This window comes from Streptomyces sp. NPDC014733 (assembly GCF_043083385.1).
Lineage (GTDB): Bacteria > Actinomycetota > Actinomycetes > Streptomycetales > Streptomycetaceae > Streptomyces.
Genome location: NZ_JBIBYO010000012.1, coordinates 127,120 through 150,677 on the forward strand (window position 1 = coordinate 127,120; position 23,558 = coordinate 150,677).

The 23,558-nt window shown below is 73.3% G+C and carries 24 protein-coding genes; 8 read left to right on the forward strand and 16 right to left on the reverse strand.

Going from position 1 to position 23,558, the window contains the following annotated elements; genetic code table 11:
• Positions 1–250: 250 nt before the first annotated feature.
• The 3 genes from ACF1BH_RS24325 to ACF1BH_RS24335 all read left to right on the forward strand — a co-directional run bounded on the left by ACF1BH_RS24325 (position 251) and on the right by ACF1BH_RS24335 (position 4,084).
• Positions 251–1,162 carry a M20/M25/M40 family metallo-hydrolase gene (locus ACF1BH_RS24325; protein ID WP_391645528.1) on the forward strand — a complete coding sequence of 304 codons (912 nt, stop codon included), beginning with the start codon at positions 251–253 and terminating at the stop codon, positions 1,160–1,162.
• Between the two features lie 22 nt (positions 1,163–1,184).
• Positions 1,185–2,606: a M1 family metallopeptidase gene (locus tag ACF1BH_RS24330; RefSeq protein ID WP_391645530.1), complete on the forward strand. Its 1,422-nt coding sequence runs from the start codon at positions 1,185–1,187 to the stop codon at positions 2,604–2,606.
• Positions 2,607–2,806: 200 nt separating this feature from the next.
• Positions 2,807–4,084, forward strand: a complete 1,278-nt coding sequence (locus ACF1BH_RS24335) for an aminotransferase class I/II-fold pyridoxal phosphate-dependent enzyme (RefSeq protein WP_391645532.1) — start codon at positions 2,807–2,809, stop codon at positions 4,082–4,084.
• Positions 4,085–4,160: 76 nt separating this feature from the next.
• On the opposite strand, the gene ACF1BH_RS24340 is transcribed toward ACF1BH_RS24335, so the two are convergent.
• Positions 4,161–4,667: a DUF664 domain-containing protein gene (locus tag ACF1BH_RS24340; RefSeq protein ID WP_391645534.1), complete on the reverse strand. Its 507-nt coding sequence runs from the start codon at positions 4,665–4,667 to the stop codon at positions 4,161–4,163.
• Positions 4,668–4,853: 186 nt separating this feature from the next.
• Between ACF1BH_RS24340 and ACF1BH_RS24345 the strand changes: the two genes are divergently transcribed.
• On the forward strand, positions 4,854–5,909 hold the full coding sequence (locus tag ACF1BH_RS24345; protein ID WP_391645536.1) for a nitrous oxide reductase family maturation protein NosD: 1,056 nt from the start codon (positions 4,854–4,856) through the stop codon (positions 5,907–5,909).
• Between the two features lie 37 nt (positions 5,910–5,946).
• Complete coding sequence (locus ACF1BH_RS24350) at positions 5,947–7,005, forward strand: methyltransferase (RefSeq protein ID WP_391645538.1); 1,059 nt, start codon at positions 5,947–5,949, stop codon at positions 7,003–7,005.
• A gap of 80 nt (positions 7,006–7,085) precedes the next feature.
• Here the strand turns inward: ACF1BH_RS24350 and ACF1BH_RS24355 are convergent, their stop codons facing one another.
• From ACF1BH_RS24355 to ACF1BH_RS24385, 7 genes are all read right to left on the reverse strand, one after another.
• The gene (locus ACF1BH_RS24355; RefSeq protein ID WP_391645540.1) at positions 7,086–7,418 is read right to left on the reverse strand and encodes a TcmI family type II polyketide cyclase; all 333 of its coding nucleotides are present in this window, start codon (positions 7,416–7,418) and stop codon (positions 7,086–7,088) included.
• 63 nt (positions 7,419–7,481) lie between these two features.
• Complete coding sequence (locus tag ACF1BH_RS24360; RefSeq protein WP_391645542.1) at positions 7,482–7,958, reverse strand: SRPBCC family protein; 477 nt, start codon at positions 7,956–7,958, stop codon at positions 7,482–7,484.
• Position 7,959: 1 nt separating this feature from the next.
• Positions 7,960–8,217, reverse strand: coding sequence for a phosphopantetheine-binding protein (locus ACF1BH_RS24365; RefSeq protein WP_391645544.1), 258 nt, complete (start codon positions 8,215–8,217; stop codon positions 7,960–7,962).
• A 14-nt stretch (positions 8,218–8,231) separates the two neighbouring features.
• The gene (locus ACF1BH_RS24370) at positions 8,232–9,479 is read right to left on the reverse strand and encodes a beta-ketoacyl synthase N-terminal-like domain-containing protein (protein ID WP_391645546.1); all 1,248 of its coding nucleotides are present in this window, start codon (positions 9,477–9,479) and stop codon (positions 8,232–8,234) included.
• The gene (locus ACF1BH_RS24375; RefSeq protein WP_391645548.1) at positions 9,476–10,744 is read right to left on the reverse strand and encodes a beta-ketoacyl-[acyl-carrier-protein] synthase family protein; all 1,269 of its coding nucleotides are present in this window, start codon (positions 10,742–10,744) and stop codon (positions 9,476–9,478) included. Before ACF1BH_RS24375 ends, ACF1BH_RS24370 begins: the two co-directional genes overlap by 4 nt.
• Positions 10,741–11,202 carry a cupin domain-containing protein gene (locus ACF1BH_RS24380; RefSeq protein ID WP_391645550.1) on the reverse strand — a complete coding sequence of 154 codons (462 nt, stop codon included), beginning with the start codon at positions 11,200–11,202 and terminating at the stop codon, positions 10,741–10,743. Before ACF1BH_RS24380 ends, ACF1BH_RS24375 begins: the two co-directional genes overlap by 4 nt.
• A 79-nt stretch (positions 11,203–11,281) precedes the next feature.
• Positions 11,282–12,400, reverse strand: coding sequence for a SchA/CurD-like domain-containing protein (locus tag ACF1BH_RS24385; RefSeq protein WP_391645552.1), 1,119 nt, complete (start codon positions 12,398–12,400; stop codon positions 11,282–11,284).
• Positions 12,401–12,635: 235 nt separating this feature from the next.
• On the opposite strand from ACF1BH_RS24385, the gene ACF1BH_RS24390 reads away from it, so the two are divergent.
• From ACF1BH_RS24390 to ACF1BH_RS24400, 3 genes are all read left to right on the forward strand, one after another.
• Positions 12,636–14,270, forward strand: coding sequence for an FAD-dependent oxidoreductase (locus ACF1BH_RS24390; protein ID WP_391645554.1), 1,635 nt, complete (start codon positions 12,636–12,638; stop codon positions 14,268–14,270).
• A gap of 448 nt (positions 14,271–14,718) precedes the next feature.
• Entirely contained in the window at positions 14,719–15,873 is a 1,155-nt protein-coding gene (locus ACF1BH_RS24395) for a hypothetical protein (RefSeq protein ID WP_391645556.1), read from the forward strand.
• Between the two features lie 181 nt (positions 15,874–16,054).
• Positions 16,055–16,768, forward strand: a complete 714-nt coding sequence (locus ACF1BH_RS24400; protein ID WP_391645558.1) for a class F sortase — start codon at positions 16,055–16,057, stop codon at positions 16,766–16,768.
• Positions 16,769–16,888: 120 nt separating this feature from the next.
• On the opposite strand, the gene ACF1BH_RS24405 is transcribed toward ACF1BH_RS24400, so the two are convergent.
• From ACF1BH_RS24405 to paaA, 8 genes are all read right to left on the reverse strand, one after another.
• Positions 16,889–17,461 carry a hypothetical protein gene (locus ACF1BH_RS24405; protein WP_391645560.1) on the reverse strand — a complete coding sequence of 191 codons (573 nt, stop codon included), beginning with the start codon at positions 17,459–17,461 and terminating at the stop codon, positions 16,889–16,891.
• A 386-nt stretch (positions 17,462–17,847) separates the two neighbouring features.
• The gene (locus ACF1BH_RS24410; protein WP_391645562.1) at positions 17,848–18,147 is read right to left on the reverse strand and encodes a DUF1876 domain-containing protein; all 300 of its coding nucleotides are present in this window, start codon (positions 18,145–18,147) and stop codon (positions 17,848–17,850) included.
• A 63-nt stretch (positions 18,148–18,210) separates the two neighbouring features.
• A complete protein-coding gene (locus ACF1BH_RS24415) occupies positions 18,211–19,206 on the reverse strand; it encodes a universal stress protein (protein WP_391645564.1) in 996 nt (331 codons plus the stop codon).
• 309 nt (positions 19,207–19,515) lie between these two features.
• Complete coding sequence (gene paaE / locus ACF1BH_RS24420; protein ID WP_391645566.1) at positions 19,516–20,661, reverse strand: 1,2-phenylacetyl-CoA epoxidase subunit PaaE; 1,146 nt, start codon at positions 20,659–20,661, stop codon at positions 19,516–19,518.
• Positions 20,661–21,179: a 1,2-phenylacetyl-CoA epoxidase subunit PaaD gene (gene paaD / locus ACF1BH_RS24425; RefSeq protein ID WP_391645714.1), complete on the reverse strand. Its 519-nt coding sequence runs from the start codon at positions 21,177–21,179 to the stop codon at positions 20,661–20,663. The genes paaE and paaD overlap by 1 nt, the downstream gene beginning before the upstream one ends.
• A 2-nt stretch (positions 21,180–21,181) precedes the next feature.
• The gene (gene paaC, locus ACF1BH_RS24430) at positions 21,182–22,048 is read right to left on the reverse strand and encodes a 1,2-phenylacetyl-CoA epoxidase subunit PaaC (RefSeq protein ID WP_391645569.1); all 867 of its coding nucleotides are present in this window, start codon (positions 22,046–22,048) and stop codon (positions 21,182–21,184) included.
• Positions 22,049–22,067: 19 nt separating this feature from the next.
• Entirely contained in the window at positions 22,068–22,370 is a 303-nt protein-coding gene (gene paaB / locus ACF1BH_RS24435) for a 1,2-phenylacetyl-CoA epoxidase subunit PaaB (RefSeq protein WP_391645571.1), read from the reverse strand.
• The gene (paaA, locus tag ACF1BH_RS24440; protein ID WP_391645573.1) at positions 22,367–23,371 is read right to left on the reverse strand and encodes a 1,2-phenylacetyl-CoA epoxidase subunit PaaA; all 1,005 of its coding nucleotides are present in this window, start codon (positions 23,369–23,371) and stop codon (positions 22,367–22,369) included. The genes paaB and paaA overlap by 4 nt, the downstream gene beginning before the upstream one ends.
• Between the last annotated feature and the right edge of the window lie 187 nt (positions 23,372–23,558).

The window sequence follows — 23,558 nt, forward strand, 5'->3', positions numbered from 1 at the left end:
CCGGCTGGTGGGGGCGACGCACCGCAGATGGTCTGGCGCAGCTTCAAAGACGACCGCTCCTACCTCTACGACCTCCTGGCCCCCGGCCCCGGGGCGTGATCCGCCGGACAGTGCCCGGTGACGTCCGTCCGGGGTGCCTCCCACCCCTACGGTTCCGCAACAGCTTCCTGACAACTTCCTGACACCGGTGGGCAAGTGTGGGTGCGGTCCATCGGGGCGAGTGCCCCGAGCCGTACTGGAAGGTGCCCCCGTGCTGTCGTCCCGTCGCCTCCCGTCTCTCGCCGCCCGGATCCTCGGCGCGCTCCTCGTCCTGTCCGCGGTCCCCGCCCCGGCGGCCGTGGCCGCCGGGCCCCCGGAACCCGCCGCCGCGCCGACCGTCCGGACGGACGAGGTGATGCCGCATCTGCAGGCCCTCCAGAAGATCGCCGACCGCAACGGCGGCAACCGCGCGCACGGTACACAGGGGTACGCGGACTCCGTGACGTATGTGCGCAAGGCGCTGGACCGGGCCGGATTCCACACCGAGCTGCGCCGCTTCTCGCACGACGGCGCGGCCGGTTACAACCTGATCGCCGACTGGCCGGGCGGCGACCCGAAGCATGTGCTGTTCACCGGCGCCCATCTGGACAGCGTCAAGGAGGGGCCGGGGATCAACGACAACGGTTCCGGCGCGGCGGCGGTCCTGACCGCGGCCCTTCAGGTGGCCGACGCCGGGCTGAAGCCCACGCGGCATCTGCGCTTCGCCTGGTGGGGGGCGGAGGAGGAGGGGCTGGTCGGCTCCGCGGACTATGTCCGCAACCTCTCCGACACCGACCGGAAGGCGATCGACGTCTACCTCAACCTCGACCAGGCCGGCAGCAAGAACGTCAAGCAGTGGCTCGTGGTGCACGACGACGAACACGGCGAGACCGAGGCCCAGCGGGCGTTCGAGGCATGGTTCGCCGACCGGGGAATCGACACGTTCGACATCGGGGTGGGCGGCTCGGACCACGAGTCGTTCGGGAACGCCGGCATCCCGTCGTCCGGCTTCAGCACCGGCATCTCGGACTGCCTCCACAAGGCGTGCGACAACCTCGCCAACGTCGACCCCAAGACCGAGACGACCAGCACCAACGCCCTGCTCGGCGTGGTCTGGAAGCTCGCCGCCACCGCCCGCAGCTGACCCTCCGACCCGGAAAGCAGAGATGCGCAGAACACCGAACCGGCACCGCGGCGCCACCGCCGTGCTGACGACCGCGACCGCCCTCACCCTCGCCCTGACGGCAGCCCCCGCCTCCGCCGCGACCGGTATCGGCGACCCCTACTACCCCGACGACGGCAACCCCGGCTACGACGTGACGCACTACGACGTCCGGATCGCCTACGACCCGGCGCGCACCGACCATCTGGACGGCGACACGACCGTCACCGCCCGTGCCACCGAGGCGCTCGACAGCTTCACCCTGGACCTGAAGGGCTTCACGGTCGCCTCGGTCACGGTGGACGGCACCCCGGCGAAGTCGTTCTCCCGCTCCGGGGCCCACAAGCTGGCCGTCGTCCCGGCGCACCGGGTGGCCGACGGCGCCACCTTCGCGGTCCGGGTGAAGTACGCCGGCAAGCCCGACGGCGAGGGCTGGCACACCCTGAAGGACGGCGGCGCGGACGTCGCGGGCGAACCGCACTCCGCGACCTCCTGGTTCCCCGCCAACGACCACCCGTCCGACAAGGCGACCTTCGCCCTCACCGCGACCGTCCCCAAGGGCTGGACCGCCATCGGCAACGGCCTGCCCGGCCCGACCACCACCGAGGGCGGCAGCACGACCTTCCGCTGGCACGAGGACAAGCCGATGGTGACGTACGCCAGCACCGTCGCCATCGACAAGTTCACCGTCCGCAGCGCGAAGCTTTCGGACGGCAAGCCGCTCATCCTGGCCGCCGGCCCGGGTATCACGATCAATGCGAAGACGGAGGCCGAGCAGCGGGAGGTCCTGGAGTTCCTGGCCTCGAAGTTCGGCCCGTATCCGTTCTCTTCGGCGGGTGGCATCGGCATCGGTGCGACGGTGGACGGCGTGGGCCCCGGCGCCATAGAGACGCAGAGCCGCCCCACCTACAGCGGAGGGATCAACGACATCGGGGCGTCGCACGAGGTCGCCCACCAGTGGTTCGGTGACAGCGTCTCGATGACCGACTGGCGCGACGGCTGCCTCGCCGAGTGCTTCGCCCAGTACGCCACCCAGTTGTGGTTCGAGCACCAGGGCGACAACCTCGACAAGGGCTTTTACGCCGGCTCGATCGACGACCTCAAGAACGACCCGAAGTTCTGGTCCATCAAGCTCTACGACCCGGGAGCGGGGAAGGAACTCCATCCCGACCTGTACGAAAAGGGCGCCCTGATGCTCCACGCGCTGCGGCGTACCGTCGGCGACGACGCGTTCTTCGGCACCCTCAAGCGCTGGACCCACGACCACGCGTACGGCAACGCCTCGTTCCCGCAGTTCGAGGCGTTGGCGGCGAAGGTGTCGGGCAAGGACCTCAAGGGCTTCTTCGACGCCTGGGTCCGCGGGGGGAAGATCCCGCCGAAGCAGTACCTCTACCCGGGCAGTCTGGGCGCGCTGAACCACGCGTAGCGCACCGCCGGGCGGCGGAGGCGGGGCCGGGCTGCGGACGGCGCACCCGGCCCCGCCCCGACCGGAGGGCCGCCGCCCCAGCCACCGGCCGGTGGCCCCCGCCCCGACCGACCGCGCCCGAACCCGCCCGACCGGCGGTTTGTATCCTCTTCAGGGCAAGCCGAGCCATCCCGGCAACATCGCGGTCGAGAGGAAACACCATGACCACCGAGCTGAGCGCCGCCACCCTCAGCGAGCTCCTTGACCAGGCACGGAGTGACTACAAGGAGCTCGCCGGACGCGGCCTCGCCCTCGACCTGACCCGCGGCAAGCCGGCCCCTGAGCAGCTCGACCTCTCCGAGGACCTGCTCAGCCTGCCCGGCGGACGCCACACCGCCGCGAACGGCACCGACGTCCGCAACTACGGCGGCCTCCAGGGCCTCCCGGAGCTGCGCGAGATCTTCGCCGACGTCCTCCAGGTGCCCGTCCCGCAGCTCCTCGCCGCCGGCAACTCCAGCCTGGAGCTGATGCACGACAGCATCGTGCACGCCCTGCTGAGCGTGCTGCCCGGCGCCGAGTCCCGCTGGGTCGACCAGGAGCGCATCGCCTTCCTCTGCCCGGTCCCCGGCTACGACCGCCACTTCGCGCTCTGCGAGCGCTTCGGCATCGACATGATCCAGGTGCCGATGACCGCGGACGGCCCGGACATGGACACCGTCGAGCGCCTCGTCGCCGAGGACCCGGCGGTCAAGGGCATCTGGTGCGTCCCGAAGTACAGCAACCCCGACGGTGTCGTCTACAGCGACGAGACCGTCCGCCGCCTCGCCGCGATGCCCACCGCCGCCCCGGACTTCCGTATCTTCTGGGACAACGCCTACGCCGCCCACCACCTCACCGACGAGCAGGTCCAGATCGCCGACGTGCTCGCCGCCTGCGAGGCGAGCGGCCACGCCGACCGGGTGTTCATCTTCGGCTCCACCTCGAAGATCACCGCGGCCGGCGCCGGGGTCGCCTTCTTCGGCTCCTCACCCGCCAACGTCTCCTGGCTGCTCGCCAACAACGGCAAGCGCTCGATCGGCCCGGACAAGATCAACCAGCTCCGGCACGTGATGTTCCTGCGCGACGCGGACGGGGTCCGCGCCCACATGGAGCGTCAGCGCGCCCTGCTGGAGCCCAAGTTCGCCGCCGTGGCCCGCATCCTCGACGCCGAGCTGGGCGGTACCGGCCTCGCCGAGTGGACCGCACCCAAGGGCGGCTACTTCGTCACCCTGACCGTGCCCGACGGCTGCGCCAAGGAGGTCGTCCGCCGCGCCGCCGAGGCCGGCATCGTGCTGACCCCGGCGGGCGCCACCCACCCTTACGGCGACGACCCGCGCGACGCCGTCATCCGCGTCGCCCCCAGCTACCCCGGCCTCGCCGAGCTGGAGGCCGCCATCGAGGGCCTCGCCGTCTGCGTGCGCCTGGTCGGCTACGAGCAGCGCGCCGCCGCGCAGAACTGACGCCACCGTTCCAGAGGCGTGCACCCGGGCCGGGCCCGTCGCGGATTCTTTCGCGGCGGGCCCGGCCCGCACCGTCTCAGCCGCCCAGCAGTCCCCGCGCGTACGCCGCCTGCCCCACGTGCTGGAGATCGTCGGAGATCACGCTGATCAGCCGGGTGGCGAGCGTGACCGGTGGGTCCCAGGACCGGTCGATCACCTGCGTCAGATCCTTGACCTGGAGACCCTCGACGAAGCGGAGGGTCACCGCGTACACCGCGTCGTGGTAGCCCAGCAGCTGTAGCGCCGTCAGATCGTGGACCGCCGCCACCTCCCGCCGGGAGTGGCCGTAGCCGGTGTCGTGGGCGGGCAGTGTCAGCCCGAAGCGGTGTGCCCAGCCCTGCGCCGTCCACACCTGTTCGGTGCCGCCCGCATCGGCGATGTGGTCGTCCTGCACCCGGGTGAGGTGCCACACCAGCCAGCCCACCGGATTGCCGCCGCCGGGGGACGCGGCCAGCTCCTCCGGCCCCAGCCCGGTGACCACCTCCTCGACGGTCTCCCGGATCCGGCCGAAGGCATCGATGAGCAGGTCCGTTCCGGCGCTCATACGCGGCTCCTGAAGGAAGGGCGGGGCCGGGCACGGCGCCGGGCCCCGCGGGGTCGGCCCGTTCCATGATGCGCGGGCCCCGCCGGGGCCACCACCGGGGGAACGCCACCACCCGGTTGCGTACGGAGCGTACCCCTCGGGTCACCACGTGTGGCGGGCCCCGGTGCGCGCCCATAGCGTCGCCTCATGGTGAAACGACAACTGACTGCAACCGGCTGCCTGGTCACGATGCTGGTCACCGGAGTGGCCGCCGCCCCGCCCGGCCAGGCCGATCCCGGGTACACCGTCCACCCGGGCGAGTCCATCCAGAAGGCCGTGGACGCCGCCAAGCCCGGCGACACCATCCGCCTCGCCCCCGGCACGTACCGCGAGAGCGTCCGCATCGACAAGCCGGGCCTGACGCTGCGCGGTGCGGGGGAGCGCACCGTGCTGCGGCCCGCCGCCACCCGCGCCGCGAACGACTGCGGCAAGGACGGCAACGGCATCTGCGTCCTGGGCAGCCCCGGCCACCGCGTCGCCGACGTCGCACTGCGCTCCCTGACCGTCGAAGGCTTCCGCAAGAGCGGCATCTGGGCCTCCGGCACCGACCGGCTCAGCGTCCGCGACGTCACCGCCCGCGACATGGGCCAGTGGGGCATCGCCCAGCAGGAGTCCGTCCGGTCCTCGGTGCGCGGCAACACCGCCACCGGCAACGGCGACGCCGGGATCTTCCTCGCCAACACCGTGGACGAGGAGGGCGGCGCCCTCGACACCCTCGGCACCGACATCCGCGGCAACACCGTCACCGGCAACCGCATCGGCATCACCGCCCGCCGCGTCCGCCACCTCGACATCGCCCTCAACGACATCACCGGCAACTGCAGCGGCGTCTTCGTCGTCGGCGACGAGTCCCGCCCCCGCGGCGGCGATCTGACCGTCCGCGACAACAACGTCTCCGAGAACACCAGGAAGTGCGCCGCCACCAAGCGCCTGCCCGCCCTCCAGGGCGTCGGCATCGTGCTCACCGGCGCCGAGGGCACCCAGGTCACCGGCAATCTCGTGCGCGACAACGTCGGTGAGTCCCCGCTGGCCGGCGGCGTCGTCCTCTTCCACAGCTTCGTCGGTGTCCGCAACGAACGGAACGAGGTCAGCGGCAACATCCTGCTCGGCAACAAGCCCGACCTCGCCAACCGCGACACCGCCACCAGCAACCACTTCACCCGCAACACGTGCCGGACCTCGCAGCCCGCGGGGCTGTGCTGATCCGCGAGCCCCACCTCACCAGGAGAGACGAGACTCCATGACCACCGTCAGCGACCGACCCCAGCCCCCCGCGGAGCAGTCGCCCGCACCACCGGCGGCGATGCGGCTCCGGGAGATCATCTTCGGTGCCGCGCCCGCCGCCGCCGTCCGCGCCGCCGCCCGGCTCGGCGTCGCCGACGCACTGGGCGAGACCCCGGCCACCGTCGAGGAACTCGCCGCCGCCGTCCGCACCGAACCCCGCCCCCTCGCCCGCCTGCTGCGCGCCCTGACCTGCTACGGCGTCTTCACCGAGACGGACGAGAACACCTTCGCCCACACCGACATGTCCCGCCTGCTGCGCGACGACAGCGCGCACAGCCTCCGCCACATCTCCCTGTGGTGCACCGAACCGTGGACCTGGCAGGCATGGCCCCTGCTCGACCAGGCCGTCCGCTCCGGCCGCGATGTCTTCGACACCCTCTACGGCAAGGACTTCTTCACCTACCTCCACCAGGACGCCCGCGACTCCGCGCAGATCTTCGACCGGGCGATGACCACCTCCAGCCGGCAGTCCGCCCAGGACGTCGCGGCCCTCCTCGACCTGTCCGACGCCGCCACCGTCGCCGACATCGGCGGCGGCCAGGGCCACGTCCTGGCCGCCCTCCTGGAGAAACACCCGCACCTGGAAGGCACCCTCGTCGACCTCCCCGCGGTCGTCGCCGGCGCCGACCCGCGGCTGCGCGACGGCGGACCGCTCGCCGACCGCGCCACCGCCGTCCCCGGCGACTGCCGCACCGCCGTCCCGGTCCGCGCCGACGTCTACCTCATCAAGAACATCCTGGAGTGGGACGACGAGTCCACCCGACGCACCCTGCGGAACGTCGTGGACGCCGCCGCCCCCGGCGCCCGTGTCATCGTCATCGAGAACCTCGTCGACGACAGCCCGTCGATGAAGTTCACCACCGCCATGGACCTGCTGCTGCTCCTCAACGTCGGCGGCGCCAAGCACACCAAGGACAGCCTGGTCCACCGGGTGACCGAGGCCGGACTCGTCCTCCACGACATCCTGGAGGTCAACCCGTATCTGCACGCCTTCGAATGCACCGTCCCGCACTGACGCGGCCGCGCCGCCACCGCAACGGGCCGCCCGCCGGGGAACTTCCCCGGCGGGCGGCCCGTTGCGGTGGCGGCGGCCGGTCAGCCCAGACCGTCGCGCTCCCACCGGTAGAACTGATGGGCCATCGCATCCTTCGGCCCGCGCCACGTCTCGGGGTCGTACGGGCTGACGAACGACGACAGCCGGTCGCTGATGGCGCGGAACTCCGGGTGCGAGGTCACCTTGGCGATCTCCGGCCCGGGCGGCTGCTCCGATTCGATGAGGTGCAGATACACGTCGCCGAACTGGAACAGCGTCCGCCGGGTGACGCCGACCAGATGCGGCAGCTCCGTCCGGTCGGACGCGGCGAAGACATCCGCGATCTTCGGCGCCGACTCCGGGGACATCCGGGCGACGATCAGTGCATGGTGCATCGGTCAGGTACCTTTCCCGCCGCGCCGAAGGCGGCGTGGCGAACGTGGGGCGGCGGCCCTCGGTCAGTTGGCGGGGACGGCGCCGCGCAGCTCCCGGGCGCGCTGCTCGATCTTGTCCCGGATCAGCTCCAGCTGGATGCGGGAGTTGCGGTTGATGTGGTCGGTCATGCCCTGGTCGTCGACGGGCGCCTCCGGCTTCATCGCGAAGTCCTGCGTCCAGTGCATGGTCGTGCCGGTCTTGTTCGGCGTGTACGTCCAGTGGATGTCCATGTGCGCGAACGGACCGGTCTCGACGCGGCGCGCCCGCACACTCAGGGCCTCGCGGTCGGCGGTCCGCTCGGAGACCCAGCTCCAGACCTTGCCGTTGTCGTCCGGATGCATCGTCAGCCGGAACGTCGTGCTGTTGCCCTCCCGCGAGAGGATCTCGACCGACGCGTACTCGCTGAAGAGCTGTGGCCAGTTCTCCAGGTCGTTGGTCATCTCCCAGACCAGGTCGAGCGGGGCGGCGATGGTGATGGCGTTCTCGGTGTGGCCGGGCATGTCAGGCTCCTGTCGGGGATGCGGTGTTGACGAGGTCGAGGAAGTCGCGGGGGGAGCGGCAGCGTTCGGCGTCCTCCGGCATGGGGTGGTCGTAGCGGTTCTCCAGCTCACCCACGATGCCGAGCAGGCCGAGCGAGTCGAGCCCCAGCTCGGCGAAGAGGACGTCGGGGTGGGCCGCCAGCTCCTTCGGGTCGACGGTCACCCCCGCGGCCGACTTCATCAGCGCGGCGAGTTCGTCGAAGGTCAGTCGGTCGGTCATGGCAGTTCTCCTTCTCATGAGGGGGAGCCGTCGGCCCGCCGCAGCACCAGTGCCGCGTTGGAACCCATCAGCCCCCGGCTCAGGACGAGCGCGGTGCGCAGTTCGGCGGGGCGCGCCCAGCCGGTCACCACGTCCAGGTCGTGGCAGACGTCCACGACGTTCGGCGTCGGCGGCACCACCTGGTGCTCCAGGGACAGCACCGCCGCCGCCGTGTCCAGGACCGGGGCGCCGCAGTACGCCCGCCCCGTCCCGGTCTTCGGCGCGGTCACCGGTATCCGCGCCGCGTGCCCGCCGAGCGCGTCGGCGAGCGCCAGCGCCTCGGCGCGGTCGGCCGCCGGGACGCCCAACGCGTCGGCGAAGACCACATCGATCTCCTCCGGCGCGCAGCCGGCCTCCGCCAGCGCGACCTCGATGGCCCGCGCCAGTCCGGCCCGGGACTCCGCCCACCGGGACGCGCCGGTGAACGTCGCCCCGTGCCCGGCCACCACCGCACGCACCGCGGCCCCGCGCTCCCGCGCCGTCCGCTCCTCCTCGACGACGAGCATCGCGCCGCCCTCGGCAGGCACGAACCCGCAGGCCCGGGAGGTGAACGGCCGGTAGGCGCGGTCCGGGTCGGGCACCAGGCTGAGGTCCTCGTACCCGAGCTGGCAGACGATCGAGTACGGCGCGAGCGGCGCCTCCGCGGCGCCCACGACCACGGCGTCGGTGCCGCGCGCCAGGGTGCGGGCGGCGTGCGCCAGCGCGTCCAGACCGCCGGCCTCGTCGCTCGCCACCACCCCGCACGGCCCCTTGAAGCCGCCGCGGATGGAGACCTGACCGGTGCTCGCCGCGTAGAACCACGCGATCGACTGGTACGGGCCCACATGGCGCGAGCCCTGGCCCCACAGATGCTGCAGCTCCCGCTGGCCGAACTCGCCGCCGCCGGAGCCCGCGGCGGTCACCACGCCCACCGCGAACGGCGAACGGTCGTCGTCGGGCACCAGCCCGGCGTCCTCCAGGGCGAGGTCCGCCGCCGCCATCGCGAAGTGCGTGAAGCGGTCCGTCTGGACCAGGAACCGCTCCTCCACCAGCCCGCCGGGATCGAAGTCCCGGACCTCGCCGGCCACCTTCAGCGGCAGCTGCCCGCAGCCTTCGCGGGTGACGCGGTCCAGGACACTGATGCCCTCCCGGGTCGCCTTCCAGAACGGTGCGGTGCCGGTGCCGTTGGGGGCCACCACACCGATGCCGGTGACGGCACAGCGGCGTTGCTCACCTGGGCTCATGACACTCTCCCTCCCGGGTCGGTCAGGACCACGGCGGACTGGAAGCCGCCGAATCCGCTGCCGACCGACAGCACGGACCGCAGCCGGGCCTCCCGGGCGGTCCGCGGGACGTAGTCCAGGTCGCACTCCGGGTCCGGCGTCTCGTAGTTGGCGGTGGGCGGCACCACCTGATGGGTCAGCGCCAGCACCGACGCGACGATCTCGATCGCGCCGATCGCGCCCAGCGAATGACCCACCATCGACTTGATGGAGCTCATCGGCACCTTGCGGGCGTGCGCCCCCAGGGACCGTTTGACCGCGGCGGTCTCGTGCCGGTCGTTCTGCTTGGTGCCCGACCCGTGCGCGTTGACGTAGTCGACCGCCGAGGCGTCGAGCCGGGCGTGGTCGAGGGCGTGGTCGATCGCCTCGGCCATCTCCAGGCCCTCCTGGGTCAACCCCGTCATGTGGTACGCGTTCCCGAAGGTCGCGTAGCCGCCGATGACGCAGTGCACGGTGGCGCCGCGGGCCCGCGCATGCTCCAGTTCCTCCAGGACGAGGACGGCGCCGCCCTCACCCATCACGAAGCCGTCCCGGTGCGCGTCGAACGGCCGGGAGGCGTGTTCGGGGTCGTCGTTGTTGGCCGAGGTCGCCTTGATCGCGTCGAAGCACGCCACCGTGATCGGGGAGATGGGGGAGTCCGACGCGCCCGCGACGCACACATCGGCCCGGCCCTCCTCGATCGTGTGGAACGCGTACCCGATCGCGTCCAGACCGGAGGTGCAGCCCGTGGAGACGGTCTGCACCGGCCCGTGGGCGCCCACCTCCTCGGCCACCGCGGACGCCAGCGAACTGGGCGCGAACGCCCGCTCCAGATACCGCCCGGACGGCCGGTGGTCGACGTCCCAGCGGGAGCCGGAGGCGCTGACCGCCACGTAGTCGTTCTCCAGCCGGGTGGTGCCGCCGACCGCGGTGCCCAGGGACACCCCGACCCGCCACGGGTCCTGCGCCGCCATGTCCAGACCGGCGTCGCGCAGCGCCTCGGCGGCCGCGACCAGCGCGAACTGGATGTACCGGTCCGAGCGGGCGATCTGCTCGCCGCTCAGGCCGAGCGCCACCGGGTCGAAGTCGCACTCGGCGGCGATCCGGGAACGGAACCCCGTCGCGTCGAAGAGCGAGATGGCCCGGGTCGCCGTGCGTCCGGCGGAGAGCAGGTCCCAGAAGGCCGGGACCCCCACACCGCCCGGCGCCACGATCCCCATGCCGGTGACCGCGACACGGCGGCTCATGAAACCGCCCCCGTTCGTTCGGGTGGGCCCGCCTGCGCGGCTGTGCCGGTCACCTCCGTGACCTCTGTGGCCTCTGTGACCTCTGTGTCGACGTGGCCCAGTTCCGGACGCGGCGCCAGCGGGCCCAGATGGAACACCATCCGCGCCTGGACGTCCCCGACGTTGCGGAAGCGGTGCCGCATCCCGAGGGGGATCAGCAGCGCCTGGTCCGGCACCAGCGAGAACGTCTCGTCGTCCAGATCGACCTCCAGGGCGCCGTCCACGACGTAGACGAACTCCTCGGAGTAGGGGTGGTAGTGCTCGCCGATGCGCTCGCCCGGCTCGACGAGGGCCAGGCCCATGAAGCCGCTGGTGGCGCCGACCGCGCTGGGCGTCAGCATCGCGCGCAGGTCACCTCCGCGCCGGCGGTTGGGCTGCGTCTCGCCGAGGTCCACGATGCGTGGGCGGTGGGTGCTCATGGCTGTCTTCCTCCAGATGGTGCGGGATGGTGTGGTGCGCCGCTCCGGCCGCGCGGCGGCGGGCGGCGGGCCGGTGCGGTCAGGACCGCGGGGACCGGCGGTCGGTGATGAGCCGCATGTCACAGCGGGTGAGGAACCGGGCCAGAGCGCGGTCGTCGGACAGCTCACCGGCCTCCCCGGTGTCCAGCAGCCGCCGCAGCACATCGGTCTTACGGGGGCCGCGCACCCCGAGTACCGCCGCCGGATCGCGCTCCGGGGGAGCGGTCAGGTCGACGAGGCGGACGACGACGTCGTCACGCTGGAAGACGGTGGAGGCGGCGACGGGGCTCGCCGGGTCGCCGGCGGCCGCCTCGTCCTGCTGCGCCAGCAGCCGCGCCAGCGCCATCCCGCAGCCCTCCCGGGCCGGGTAGAACAGCGCATGGCGGGAGACGTCGGCGGGGGTCGCGGCGCCGGCCGCCACATGGTGCACGGCGGGCAGCGCGGCGCGGGTGAAGAACATCCGCGCCGAGTTCGGGTCCGACAGGTCCCGGTCCTGCTCCAGGTACGGGTTGATTGCCTCCTCGACCCGCCGGATCTCCGGCTGCTGGGCGATGTACCGCAGTGCGGCGACCAGGTCGCCCTGCACCTCGACGGCCCGCACCACGCGGTTGCCGTGCAGGAAGAGGGTGGTGCGCAGCAGCCGGGTGGTGTCGTCGACCCGCGCCTCGGGCGAGGTGTAACCGGCGAGGATCTCCGCGACCTTCGGCTCGCTGCCCGGCTTGACGGTGAACGTCAGGGCGTGGCGGACGATGCCGTCGCCGACGCGGGGGGAGGCGGGGAAGTTGCCCTTGACGGGTTCGGGGGCGGAGTCCGCGCCGTGGGCCGTCTCCCGCATCACGCTGAACCGCAGCGAACGGGTGTCACGGACACAGCCGTGCAGCGGCTGCACCATCTCGACGTGCTCCTCGCTGTTGACCCAGGCGAGGAACGGCGGGGCGCTCTCCCATTCGCTGGTGATCAGCCACTGCGAGGGGTTCTCGATGGACTGGCACAGCTGGTCGGAGAGGTGACCGGGGACGGAGGCGACCTGATTGCAGAGGTGTTCGTACGCTTCCAGGAATCGCTGCTGGGCACCGTCGTGAAGGTCCAGGAGGAGGACGACCCGCAGGCGCGAGCCGTCGAAGGCGGACTGAGATATGCGTTCCGACAGCATGGTCATCGCTGTGCAACTCCTTGCGGCAGATCGTGTGACGGGCCATCAGGCCCAGGTGCACCGGGGCGTCGTGCCCAGCGGTCGCCGACGGCACCGCGCCTGGGGTGGCCGTCTTGTCGATCGTGGACGGGTCCCACGGGGTCCGCGAGATCTGTGACCCATGCGGGTGAAGCATGATCGAATCGCCTGTCATCAGGGGAAATCCAGCCCGTACGCGCCGCCGGAGGAGCTGGAGCACGCTATGAAATCAACGGCAACCGTCAGGGTTCCGGTACTCGTCGTCGGCGGATCCCTGGTGGGTCTGTCGGCCTCGTTGTTCCTGGGACGTCTGGGCGTCGAACACCTCTTGGTGGAGCGGCACTCGGACACCTCGCGCCATCCACGCGGACGCGGCAACAACGTCCGCACCATGGAGCTGTACCGCGCCGCAGGGGTCGAGGACCGCATCCGCGAGGCGGCCTCCGTCCTCGCCGACAACCACGGCATCCTTCAGGCACCCTCCCTGACGGGTGAGGAACAGCAGTGGCTGTTCCGGGAGATGGACCCGGGTGGCGGACTGGCCCGCTTCAGCCCCGCAGGCTGGTGCCTGTGCAGCCAGAACGACCTGGAGCCGGTCCTGGTGCGCGCCGCCCGCGAACTCGGCGGCGATCTGCGCTTCTCCCACGAGATGCTCTCCTTCGACCAGGACCCCGACGGGGTGACGGCGCTGGTCAAGAGCGGCGAGACCGGTGAGCACCTGACCGTCCGCGCCGACTACGTCATCGCCGCCGACGGCCCCCGCAGCCCCGCCCGCGACCGCCTCGGCATCGACATGGCCGGACCCGGCGCCCTCTTCCACAACGTCAGCATCACCTTCCGCGCCCCGGGCCTGGCCGAGGTCGTCGGCGACCGCCACTTCATCGCCTGCTACCTCACCGACCCGGACGCCGACGGCGCCCTGCTGCCCGTCGACAACCACACCCACTGGGTCTTCCACGCCCCCTGGCACCCCGACCGCGGCGAAACCCTGGAGGACTTCACCGACGCCCGCTGCGCCGACCACATCCGCCGCGCCACCGGCGCCCACGACCTCGACATCGAGATCACCGGCAAGGCCCCCTGGCACGCCGCCGAACGGGTCGCCGAACGCTACGGCTCCGGCCGCGTCTTCCTCGCCGGGGACTCCGCCCACGAGATGTCACCCACCGGCGCGTTCGGCTCCAACACCGGCATCCAGGACGCCCACAACCTCGCCTGGAAACTCGCCGCCGTCCTCGACGGCTCGGCCGGCCCCGGCCTGCTGGAGAGCTACGAGGCGGAGCGCCGCCCCGTCGCGCAGGCGACCAGCGCCCGTGCCTCGGCCCGCTCCGCCGAACACAGCCACCCCGGCTACGACCCGGCGCCCGCGGCCGCCGGCGCCCGCCAGAAGGGCGTCCTGACCGTCGCCCTGGGCTATGCCTACCCCCGCGGCGCCGTGGTGGGCGCCGCCCCCGACCTGCCCGTCGTCCCCGACCGGATGCAGCTCACCGGCGCCCCCGGCACCCGCGCCCCGCACCTGTGGCTGCGCTCCGGCGCCACCCGTCGCTCCACCCTCGACCTCTACGAGCGGTCCTTCGTGCTGCTCACCGGCTCCGCGGGCACCGCCTGGCGGATCGCCGCCGCCGCGCTCGCCGCCGAGTGGTCGCTCCCGCTGGAGTGCTACGCGGTCGGCGACGACCCCGGGGACGACTTCGCCCCCGAGGACGGCGCCGACTGGGCCGAGGCCCACGGCACGACACCCGCCGGCGCCGTCCTCGTACGCCCGGACGGCTTCGTGGCCTGGCGCGCCCCCGGCGCCGTGGACGATCCGGAGGCGGCGCTGCGCGACGCCCTGGGGCAACTCCTCCACCGCGCCTGACGGCGCCCGCCCGCGCCCGCACCCCACGGCGCCCGCCCCGGCCCACCCGGCCGCGGCGGGCGCCGTCGCGTACGCATCGCCGCCGAAAGCCGCTCAAAACCTCTTTGTGAAAAGGGATATGACGTTATGTCAGGTGCGTGCCAGGGTTTCCGGTGCGCGGCGGGGTGGCGCCGGAAGCCCGATACGGGGGCGGTACGGAGGCCGATTCCCCCGGGGGGAGCGGGGGATTACCCCGGTGCGGTGACGTGCGGCGGCGCCCGACGCCGTCCAACGGGTGATGAACGGGCCCCGGGCCACTCGATGAGCCCACGGTGTCGCTCGAATGCGGCGCTCTCCGGTGGTGCGCCCCCGGATTTCGGATGACGGTGATCACGTCGCCACCGCGAATCCGATGCGCCGACGACCTGTCTGCCTTCGCGGTGCCGTACGTGAAAGGACACACGTTTTCATGCGCACTTCCCGCACCCTGTTCGCCTCGGCCGCCATCAGCGCGGTCCTCGCCATCACGACTCCCGCCGCGTACGCGCTCACCGTCGCGGGCGACGACGGCGGCTCCTCCCACTCCAGCAGCGATCGCCGCGACAACGACCGCGGCAACGACCACGACAAGGGCGACCGCGGCGACCGCGGCGACCGTGGGGACCGGGGCGACCGCGGTGACCGCGGCGACCACGGCGACCGCGGCGACCACGGCGACCGTGGCGGCCGCCACCACCACGGCGACCACGGCGACCGCGGTGACCGTGGCGACCGCGAAGACGGCCCGCGCGGTGGCATGCACACCGGTGGTGGCTTCCTCGCCAAGGTGACGGGCGACGAGGGCAACGACCGCGGTGACCGGGGCGACCGCGGCGACCGCGGTGACCGCGGCGACCGTGGGGACCGCGGCGACCGTGGGGACCGCGGCGACCGTGGGGACCGCGGTGACCGGGGCGGTCGTGGGGACCACGGTGACCGTGGGGACCGCGGCGGTCGCGGCGACCACGGCGGCCGTGGCGACCGCCCGCACGGTGGCATGCACACCGGTGGTGGCTTCCTCGCCAAGGTGATGGGCGACGACGAGGGCTCCGGCCGCGACCACGACAAGGGCGACAAGGGCGACCGTGGGGACCGCGGCGACCGCGGCGGTCGTGGGGAGCACGGCGACCACGGTGACCGCGGCGGCCGCCACCACCACGGCGACCACGGCGACCGTGGGGACCGTGGCGACCGTGAGGACGGCCCGCGTGGCGGTATGCACACCGGCGGTGGTGCCCTCGCCAGCGTCGTCGCCAACGAGTGGGGCCAGGGCAACGACTCCGGCCGCGACCACGACAAGGGCGACAAGGGCGACCGTGGGGACCGCGGTGACCGCGGCGACCGGGGCGAGCACGGCGACCGCGGCGGTCGCGGGCACCACGGCGACCACGGCGACCACGGTGACCGTGGGGACCGTGGGGACCGCGGCGACCGTGAGGACGGCCCCCGTGGCGGTATGCACACCGGTGGTGGCGGCACGGCCCTCTCCGGCAGCGGCCTCGCCGCCGGTTCGGTCCTCCTCCTCGGTGGCCTCGGCGCCGGCGCGTACGTCCTGCGCCGCCGCAACTCCGGTGCGGCCGCCTGACCCCTCCCGCCCGGCGTAGATCGCTGAGCTGTCGCGGCCACCGTCCTCACCGGCGGTGGTCGCGGCGCTTGCGTTGCGCCCCGATGCCCACCCGTACGCGCGACGGACGCCCCGGCTCCCGGCGCGCCGCCCCGTACGCGGGCCGGAACAGCTCACCTCGTGTGGAAGAAAGGCACGTTCGATGGCTCCCACGACTCCTCCCCGGCATCAGCCCCCGTCGCCCCCGCGTCAGACCGGCGCCGCTCCCCGCCCGTTCGCCCGGGCCCTGATGTGGCCGGCGGCGGCCGTGGGCGTGGGGGCCCTGCTCGTCTTCAACTCCCTCGACACCTCGGCCGACTCCAAACCGCCCGTCCCGCCTGCCGCCGAGGCGCCGGTGGCGCCGAACGTCGCCGTACCGACGGCCGAACCGAAGACCTCCGCGGAGCTGCCCCGCTCCGCCCCGACCCGCATCCGCATCCCGCAGATCGGCGTCGACGCGCCGTTCACCCCGCTCTCCCTCGGCCCCACCGGCCAGCTCAACGCCCCGCCACCGGACAACAGCAACCTCGCCGGCTGGTACAAGGACGGCGCCACCCCCGGCGAGAACGGCGCCGCCATCGTCGCCGGACACGTCGACACCAAGACCGGCCCGGCCGTCTTCCTCGAACTCGACTCGCTCAAAAAGGGCAACACCATCGACATCACCCGCGCCGACAAGTCCGTCGCGACCTTCACCGTCGACGACGTCCAAACCTTCAGCAAGGCCCAGTTCCCCAGCGACCGGGTCTACAACGACACCGCCAACCCCCAGCTGCGGGTGATCACCTGCGGCGGCGCCTACGACAAGGCCGCCAAGGACTACACGGACAACGTCGTGGTCTTCGCCCACCTCTCCTCGTCCAAGAAGGCATCCTGAACCGGCCCGGACCCGGATGACCCGACCGGCACGGAGGGCGGACGGACCCCACGGACCGCCCGCTCTCCGTCCGTACGGCACGGCCGGACGGGTGGCCCGCCGGAGGCCGCCCGGAGCAACTCACTCCGGCGCCCCGCCCCACTCCGGGCCGACCCGTTCCCACTCGCGTTCCCACTGCGCATCGCGCCGCCGGTCCAGCAGCAGGCGGACCCCGCGCGCCGCCCCGAGGAGCAGCAGCGCGCCGGACGCGGTGGTCATCAGCCCCACGGCGGCGCCCTCCGCCGCCGCCCGCTCCGGGTCCGCCGGGCCGCGCAGCAGCCGCCCCGAACCGTCCAGCCGGGCCGTGGTGTGCGTCCCCGCCCGCGCCGAGGCCGGGACCGCGACCCGGCCGTGGTGGACCGAACCGTCGGGCGCCGTCCACCGCACCTCCGCGGAAACCCGCGCCCCGGCCGCGGCCGCCGCATCCACCCCGATACGCGCCCGGGGATCCTCGGTCAGCACCGCCCGGACGCTGTGCGTGCCCCGGGCGAGCGGGGCCCGGGCCTGTACCGCATGCGCCGCCGCGACACCCGCGGCCGGGGAGCCCACCCCGATCAGCACCGCGGTGACCGGCGCCAGCCAGAACTCCGCCACATCCGTCCCGCGCCGCAGCGGCCCCCGCCGCACCCGCCGGAAGCACCTCGCGCCCCGCATGGCCCACCCCGTCCGCGTCGCCCGGCCGGCCCTCTCCACCGACGGTCGCACGCCATGGAGCCGCCCGGATCCCCCGGACGGCCCCACCGCCCTTCCGCGCCGCACCACCGGAGGTGTCCGAACCGTGTACGAGCGCGGAGTCCGCGCCGTGCGGGAGCCGTCCGCGACGCGGGCGCGGGGCGCGGTCGGTCCGGCGCGACGGCGTGCGGTGTGCGCCCCGGCGGGACGGCGCCGGGGCGTGGACGGACCTACGGTTCCGGGGCGGCCCGGCTTTTTTAGGGGGCCTTCGGCCCGCGGCGATCGGGCGGGCGCGGCGGCCCCGGGCCGGGCGGTGCGTGCCGGGCCGAGGCCCGCCGGCTCCCCGGGAATCTCGCCGGTCCCACCGCTCAGGCCGACGTATCCGCCCACCCGTACACCGTCGGGCGGCGGGCCGGGGGCGGTGGCGCCCCGACTCCGGCCAGATCCCGGTCGGCCACCCGCAGCAGCCGCCCGGCGAGGTCCTTCAGGGCCCGGCCCGACGCCAGTTCGTCGCCGATCTCGGGGATGTCCACGTCCTCGGGGTTGCAGTGGGCCGCGCCCCGGCCGGTGAGCGTGGCCGAGCCGGTGTCGAGGACCGCCCGTGCCTTGGTCGTCCCGTCCTCCTCGAAGACCACGATCCGCACCGTCCATTCGGTGGTTCGCGTCATGACGCACCTCCGCTTCTCGATCGCCCGCCGGACGGCGGTGGGTGCGCGTCCGGCCGGGTGATGTCACTCGTGGGGGACGACCGCCACCGGGCACGGCGCGTGGTGCAGCGCCGCCTGTCCGAGGTGGCCGATCCGCGACGGGATCCGGGGCCGGCGGTGGCGGCGCCCGACGACCAGCAGCCCGGCCCGCCCGGCCTCGTCCAGCAGCGCCTGCGCCGGGCTCTCCAGATCCACCCGCTCCTCCACCTGCACCGCGGGATACCGCGACCGCCAGGGCCGCAGCGCCTCGGCCAGCTCCTTCCGGGCGTCCTGCGCGGTCTGCTCCACCACGTACGGTTCCACCCCGCCACCCCGGTTGTAGGCGTGCGCGGGCAGATGCCGTCCGTGGACCGCGCGCAGGGTGACACCGCGCCGGGCGGCGGTCGCGAAGGCGAAGTCCATCATCGCCACGCAGGGCTCGTGCAGGCTCACCCCGACCACCACGGCACCTGTCCGCCCTTCCGTGGCGGTGCCCTGCCGTGCCCGGACCAGCACCGTGGGCACGTTCACCCGTGTGACCAGCTTCAACGCGACATCGCCCAGCACATACCGGGCCACCGGGCCCAGATTCCGGGAGCCGAGCACCAGCAGGTCCGAACGGTCCGCCGCGCCGGACAGCGCCTCCAGCGGGTCGCCCGGCACCAGCTCCTCGTCCACCGGAAGATCCGGGTGGCGCGTCTGCACCGCGGCGCGTGCCTGGTCGACGATCCGGTGGGACCACTGGTTCTGCTCCGCCGCCCGGGGCTTGCGGCCCGGGCGGATCCGGCGCAGCGACGCCCCGGCCGGCTGCCGGGACTGCGGCCCCGCGGCCTCCGCCGCCTGCGGTTCCGTGCCCGCGTCCGTGCCCGGCTCCGACGGCTCGGGCTGCTCCGGCGCGAGCATCGTCCAGGCGTGTACCAGCCGCAGCCGTGCGCCGCGGACCTCGGCCTCGTCCGCCGCCCACACCACGGCTGCCAGCGACTCGGGGCTGCCGTCCAGCCCCACCGTCACGGTGCCCGCCGCGGCGGTCGCCCCCGTCACGGCGCCGCTCCGCACCCCGCGGCGGGGCCGCCGGACCGCGACCGCACCGCTCCCCCGAGCCTCGGGCCGCCTCGTGTACGGCTCTGCATCACGGCACTCCCTTCCGGTCGGCGTCCTCCCGGCGGCTGCCCGGCGGAGCGACGCACCCTCTCCCTTCCAGAGTGGCCGGATCTGCCGCTTCCGGCATGTGCCCACCGGACGCGGTGCCCGAAGCGGCGGCGGGACGGGCCGGGGGCGGACAGGTGGCCCGCTGCCTCCCGGCCCGTCGGGCCCGCCCGCGGGCCTGCCGCCCGCTGCCCCTGTCCGGTCTCAGCTGTCGAAGTCGACCGTCAGCTCCTCGGACACCGGGAAGCTCTGGCAGGTCAGGACGTACCCGGCGGACACCTCGGCCTCCTCCAGCGCGTAGTTGCGCCGCATGTCCGCCGTGCCCTCGGTGACCAGCGCCCGGCAGGTGCCGCAGACCCCGCCCTTGCAGGCGAACGGGGTGTCCGGGCGGACCCGCGCGGCGCCGTCCAGGAGCGTGGTGTCGCGGGGGAGCGCAGCGGTGGTGGAGCGGCCGTCCAGGACCAGCGTGACCCGGCTGACCGGCCCCTCGGCGGGCGCCTCCTCGTGGCGCACCGCCCGGACCGGCTCGTCGTCGGCGAAGAACAGCTCCTGGTGGACCCGCTCCCCGGGCACCCCGAGCTCCGCCAGCACCCGCTGGGCGTCCCGGACCATGCCGTGCGGACCGCACAGCCACCAGTGGTCGGCCGACGGGACGTCCACCAGCCCGTCGATCAGCGCGGCCAGCCGCTCCGCGTCCAGCCGGCCCGACAGCAGCTCCGCCTCGCGGGGCTCCCGGGAGAGCACATGGCCCAGCTGGAACCGCGCCGGATGCAGATCCTTCAGATCGGCCAGCTCGTCGGCGAACATCACCGAACCCGTCCGGCGGTTGCCGTAGAAGAGGGTGACCTGCGAGCGGTCGTCGGCGGCGAGCACCGACTCCGCGATCGAGACCATCGGGGTGATGCCGGAGCCCGCCGCGATCAGCACATGGTGGCCGGGGTGCGACAGATCCGGGGTGAACGCGCCCGTCGGCGCCATCACCTCGACGGTGTCCCCGGGCCGGACCTCGTGCACCAGCCACGAGGAGAACAGCCCGCCGGGCACCACCCGCACCCCGATCCGCGGACGGGAGCCCACCGGCGCGCAGATCGAGTACGAGCGCCGCTCGTCGCGCCCCTCGACCTCCCGGCGCAGCGTCAGCGACTGACCGGGACGGAACGCGAACTCCGCGGCCAGCTCCTCGGGCACCTCGAAGCTGATCGCCGCGGCGTCGTCGCACAGCGGCTCGACCTCCGCGACACGCAACCGGTGGAACACGGGACGCCGCCGTCGCGGGCGCGCGCCGGACCGCTCGGCCGCGGACGCCTCCGGCGGCGTCGCCTCGGTCAGCTCGGACGAGGTCGGGGCCATCAGATCTCCTTGACGTACTCGAAAGGCTCGCGGCAACTCCCGCACCGCCACAGGGACTTGCAGGAGGTCGCGCCGAAGCGGGAAGTCTCCCGGGTCTCCGCCGACCCGCAGTGCGGGCACCGCACCGCGCGCCGCACCCCGGACAGCTCCAGCGGAACCGGGCCCGAGGTGCGCCGCGGCGCGGGCCCGGGCGGGGCGATGCCGTGCTCGGCGAGCTTGCGGCGGCCCTCGGCGGTGATCCAGTCGGTGGTCCACGCCGGCTCCAGGGCCGTACGGATCGTGACCTGCGGGAACCCGGCGGCCCTCAGCCGCGCCGCGACCGCGGCGCGCATCTCCGCCATCGCCGGGCACCCCGAGTACGTCGGCGTGAGCGTGGCCGTGACCGCGCCGTCCGCGGCGACCTCCACGCTCCGCAGCACCCCGAGATCGGCGAGGGTCAGCATCGGCAGCTCCGGGTCGGGCACCTCCGCCGCGACACGCCGGGCCAGCGCATCGTCGAGACCGGTGACGGTCGCCATGGTCACCACACCCCCTCCGGATGGGCCCGCGCCACGCTCTGCAACTCCTCCAGCAGTGGCGCCAGATGGTCGGTATGGTCTCCGTCGCGGCCGCTGCCGGGCAGCGGCTCCGCGTCCGGAAGCTCCAGCCCCGCCGCGTCACAGACCTGCCGCAGCACCCCGGTCACCTCGTCCCGCAGGTCCGCCGGGGCCACCCCGCACACCGGGGCGCCGGTGAACAACTCGCCGGTGTACGGGGCGATCGCGGCGAGCGCCGCGCGCATCCGGCGGTGCGACTCGTCGGTGCCGTCACCCAGCCGCACCGCCCAGTCCGCGGCGTACTGACGGTGGTATGTCAGCTCCTTGACGCCCTTGCCGGCGACGGCGGCCACCACCGGGTCCGGCGCACCGTGGGCGAGCCGGGTGAAGAGCGCGAGCCGCCAGCTCGACAGCCACAGCAGCCGTACGACGGAGAACGCGAAGTCGCCGTTGGGGAGTTCGGCCGGCCGCAGGCTGCGGAAGGCACCGGGGCCGCGGAAGTAGGCGAAGGCGTCCTCGTCCCGGCCGGAGCCGTCGACCTGCCCTGCGCGGGTGTACAGCAGCCGGGCCTGGCCCAGCAGGTCGAGGCCGATGTTGGCGAGCGCCACCTCCTCCTCCAGCTCCGGGGCGCGGGTGCACCACTCGGCCAGCCGCTGCGCGCCGACCAGCGCGTCGTCGGCGAGCGCCGCGCAGTCGGCGGCGAGCCGCGCCGCGTCCACCGCGGCGGGCACGGCCGTCTCCACGCCGTGCAGCGGATCCTCGAAGCCGGTGCCGAACGCCCAGCGGGCGTCGCCGTCGCCGTGCTCCTCGGCCAGGGAAAGGTAGATGTGGTCGTCCTCGGTGTCGGCCATGTCCAGCTCCTCTCCGGCCTCAGATGTGCGGGACGTCATCGGGTATGTCGTAGAAGGTGGGATGGCGGTAGATCTTGTCGGCGCTGGGCGCGAAGAACGGGTCCTTCTCGTCGCGGGTGGAGGCCGCTATGTGGGACGAGAGGACCACCCAGATGCTGACCCCCTCGTTGCGCCGGGTGTACAGATCGCGGGCGTGGGTGAGGGCCATCCGGTCGTCGGCGGCGTGCAGCGAGCCGACGTGGACGTGGTTGAGACCGCGCTTGCCGCGGATGAACACCTCGTACAGCGGCCAGCCGGCCTTCGGGTGGTCGGTGTCGCTCATGCCGCCGTTCCTTCCTCGGTGTGGGACCCGCGCGGGCCGCGGGCCGCCTGTTTGGCCGCGTGGGCGGTGGCCGCCTCGCGCACCCAGGCGCCGTCCTCGTGTGCCGTCCGGCGGCGCGTCATCCGCTCGGCGTTGCAGGGGCCGTCGCCCTTGATGACGCGCTGGAGTTCGGACCAGTCGGGGGTGCCGAAGTCATGGCGTCCGCGCTCGGGATTCCAGCGCAGTTCGGGGTCGGGCAGGGTCACGCCGAGCCGCTCCGCCTGCGGGACGGTCATGTCGACGAACCGGCTGCGCAGCTCGTCGTTGGTGTGCCGCTTGATCTTCCAGGCCATCGACGCCGCGGAGTTGGGGGAGTCGCCGTCGGGCGGGCCGAACATCATCAGCGACGGCCACCACCAGCGGTCCACGGCGTCCTGCACCATCCGCCGCTGCTCCTCGGTGCCGCGCATCATCGTCATCAGCAGCTCGTAGCCCTGCCGCTGGTGGAACGACTCCTCCTTGCAGATCCGCACCATCGCGCGGGCGTAGGGGCCGTACGAGCTGCGGCACAGCGGCACCTGGTTGCAGATCGCGGCGCCGTCCACGAACCAGCCGATGACGCCGACGTCGGCGAAGGTCGGCGTGGGGTAGTTGAAGATCGAGGAGTACTTCTGACGGCCCGCGATCAGCCGCTCGGTCAGCTCGGTGCGCTCGGCGCCCAGCGTCTCGGCGGCGGAGTAGAGATACAGGCCGTGCCCCGCCTCGTCCTGGACCTTGGCGAAGAGGATCGCCTTGCGGCGCAGCGACGGTGCCCGGGTGATCCATGCGCCTTCGGGCTGCATCCCGATGATCTCGGAGTGCGCGTGCTGCGCGATCTGCCGGACCAGGGTCTTGCGGTAACCGTCGGGCATCCAGTCGCGCGGCTCGATGCGCCGGTCCTTGGCGATCGCGGTGTCGAACCGCTCCTGCAGCTCCTGCTCGGCGCCGCCGGTGGCCGACGGGGCGGAGTCTGTCGTGGTCATCGCTACCAACTTCCCTACCGACCATTCGTTCGGTTCATATTCTGACGAGTTTCCCCGGCACGGGCAAGCCCCTTTCGGGGACGGTGGACGCCGGGCTCGCCGTCGGGCGTCCGTGCCGGACGAGCCGGATGGCCGGCCTCCCCGGGGCGACGCCGGCCGTACGGGCCGTGCGGCCCCGGTGCCCGCG

Coding starts and splice junctions, on each gene's coding strand:
- ACF1BH_RS24385 (WP_391645552.1), bottom strand. CDS start 12,400: ATGACCATGCTGTCGGAACGCATATCTCAGTCCGCCTTCGACGGCTCG.
- ACF1BH_RS24400 (WP_391645558.1), top strand. CDS start 16,055: ATGGCTCCCACGACTCCTCCCCGGCATCAGCCCCCGTCGCCCCCGCGT.
- paaD (WP_391645714.1), bottom strand. CDS start 21,179: ATGGCGACCGTCACCGGTCTCGACGATGCGCTGGCCCGGCGTGTCGCG.
- paaC (WP_391645569.1), bottom strand. CDS start 22,048: ATGGCCGACACCGAGGACGACCACATCTACCTTTCCCTGGCCGAGGAG.
- ACF1BH_RS24395 (WP_391645556.1), top strand. CDS start 14,719: ATGCGCACTTCCCGCACCCTGTTCGCCTCGGCCGCCATCAGCGCGGTC.
- ACF1BH_RS24390 (WP_391645554.1), top strand. CDS start 12,636: ATGAAATCAACGGCAACCGTCAGGGTTCCGGTACTCGTCGTCGGCGGA.
- ACF1BH_RS24370 (WP_391645546.1), bottom strand. CDS start 9,479: ATGAGCCCAGGTGAGCAACGCCGCTGTGCCGTCACCGGCATCGGTGTG.
- ACF1BH_RS24340 (WP_391645534.1), bottom strand. CDS start 4,667: ATGAGCGCCGGAACGGACCTGCTCATCGATGCCTTCGGCCGGATCCGG.
- paaE (WP_391645566.1), bottom strand. CDS start 20,661: ATGGCCCCGACCTCGTCCGAGCTGACCGAGGCGACGCCGCCGGAGGCG.
- paaA (WP_391645573.1), bottom strand. CDS start 23,371: ATGACCACGACAGACTCCGCCCCGTCGGCCACCGGCGGCGCCGAGCAG.
- ACF1BH_RS24380 (WP_391645550.1), bottom strand. CDS start 11,202: ATGAGCACCCACCGCCCACGCATCGTGGACCTCGGCGAGACGCAGCCC.
- ACF1BH_RS24345 (WP_391645536.1), top strand. CDS start 4,854: ATGGTGAAACGACAACTGACTGCAACCGGCTGCCTGGTCACGATGCTG.
- ACF1BH_RS24405 (WP_391645560.1), bottom strand. CDS start 17,461: ATGCGGGGCGCGAGGTGCTTCCGGCGGGTGCGGCGGGGGCCGCTGCGG.
- ACF1BH_RS24410 (WP_391645562.1), bottom strand. CDS start 18,147: ATGACGCGAACCACCGAATGGACGGTGCGGATCGTGGTCTTCGAGGAG.
- paaB (WP_391645571.1), bottom strand. CDS start 22,370: ATGAGCGACACCGACCACCCGAAGGCCGGCTGGCCGCTGTACGAGGTG.
- ACF1BH_RS24360 (WP_391645542.1), bottom strand. CDS start 7,958: ATGCCCGGCCACACCGAGAACGCCATCACCATCGCCGCCCCGCTCGAC.
- ACF1BH_RS24350 (WP_391645538.1), top strand. CDS start 5,947: ATGACCACCGTCAGCGACCGACCCCAGCCCCCCGCGGAGCAGTCGCCC.
- ACF1BH_RS24365 (WP_391645544.1), bottom strand. CDS start 8,217: ATGACCGACCGACTGACCTTCGACGAACTCGCCGCGCTGATGAAGTCG.
- ACF1BH_RS24355 (WP_391645540.1), bottom strand. CDS start 7,418: ATGCACCATGCACTGATCGTCGCCCGGATGTCCCCGGAGTCGGCGCCG.
- ACF1BH_RS24335 (WP_391645532.1), top strand. CDS start 2,807: ATGACCACCGAGCTGAGCGCCGCCACCCTCAGCGAGCTCCTTGACCAG.
- ACF1BH_RS24375 (WP_391645548.1), bottom strand. CDS start 10,744: ATGAGCCGCCGTGTCGCGGTCACCGGCATGGGGATCGTGGCGCCGGGC.
- ACF1BH_RS24330 (WP_391645530.1), top strand. CDS start 1,185: ATGCGCAGAACACCGAACCGGCACCGCGGCGCCACCGCCGTGCTGACG.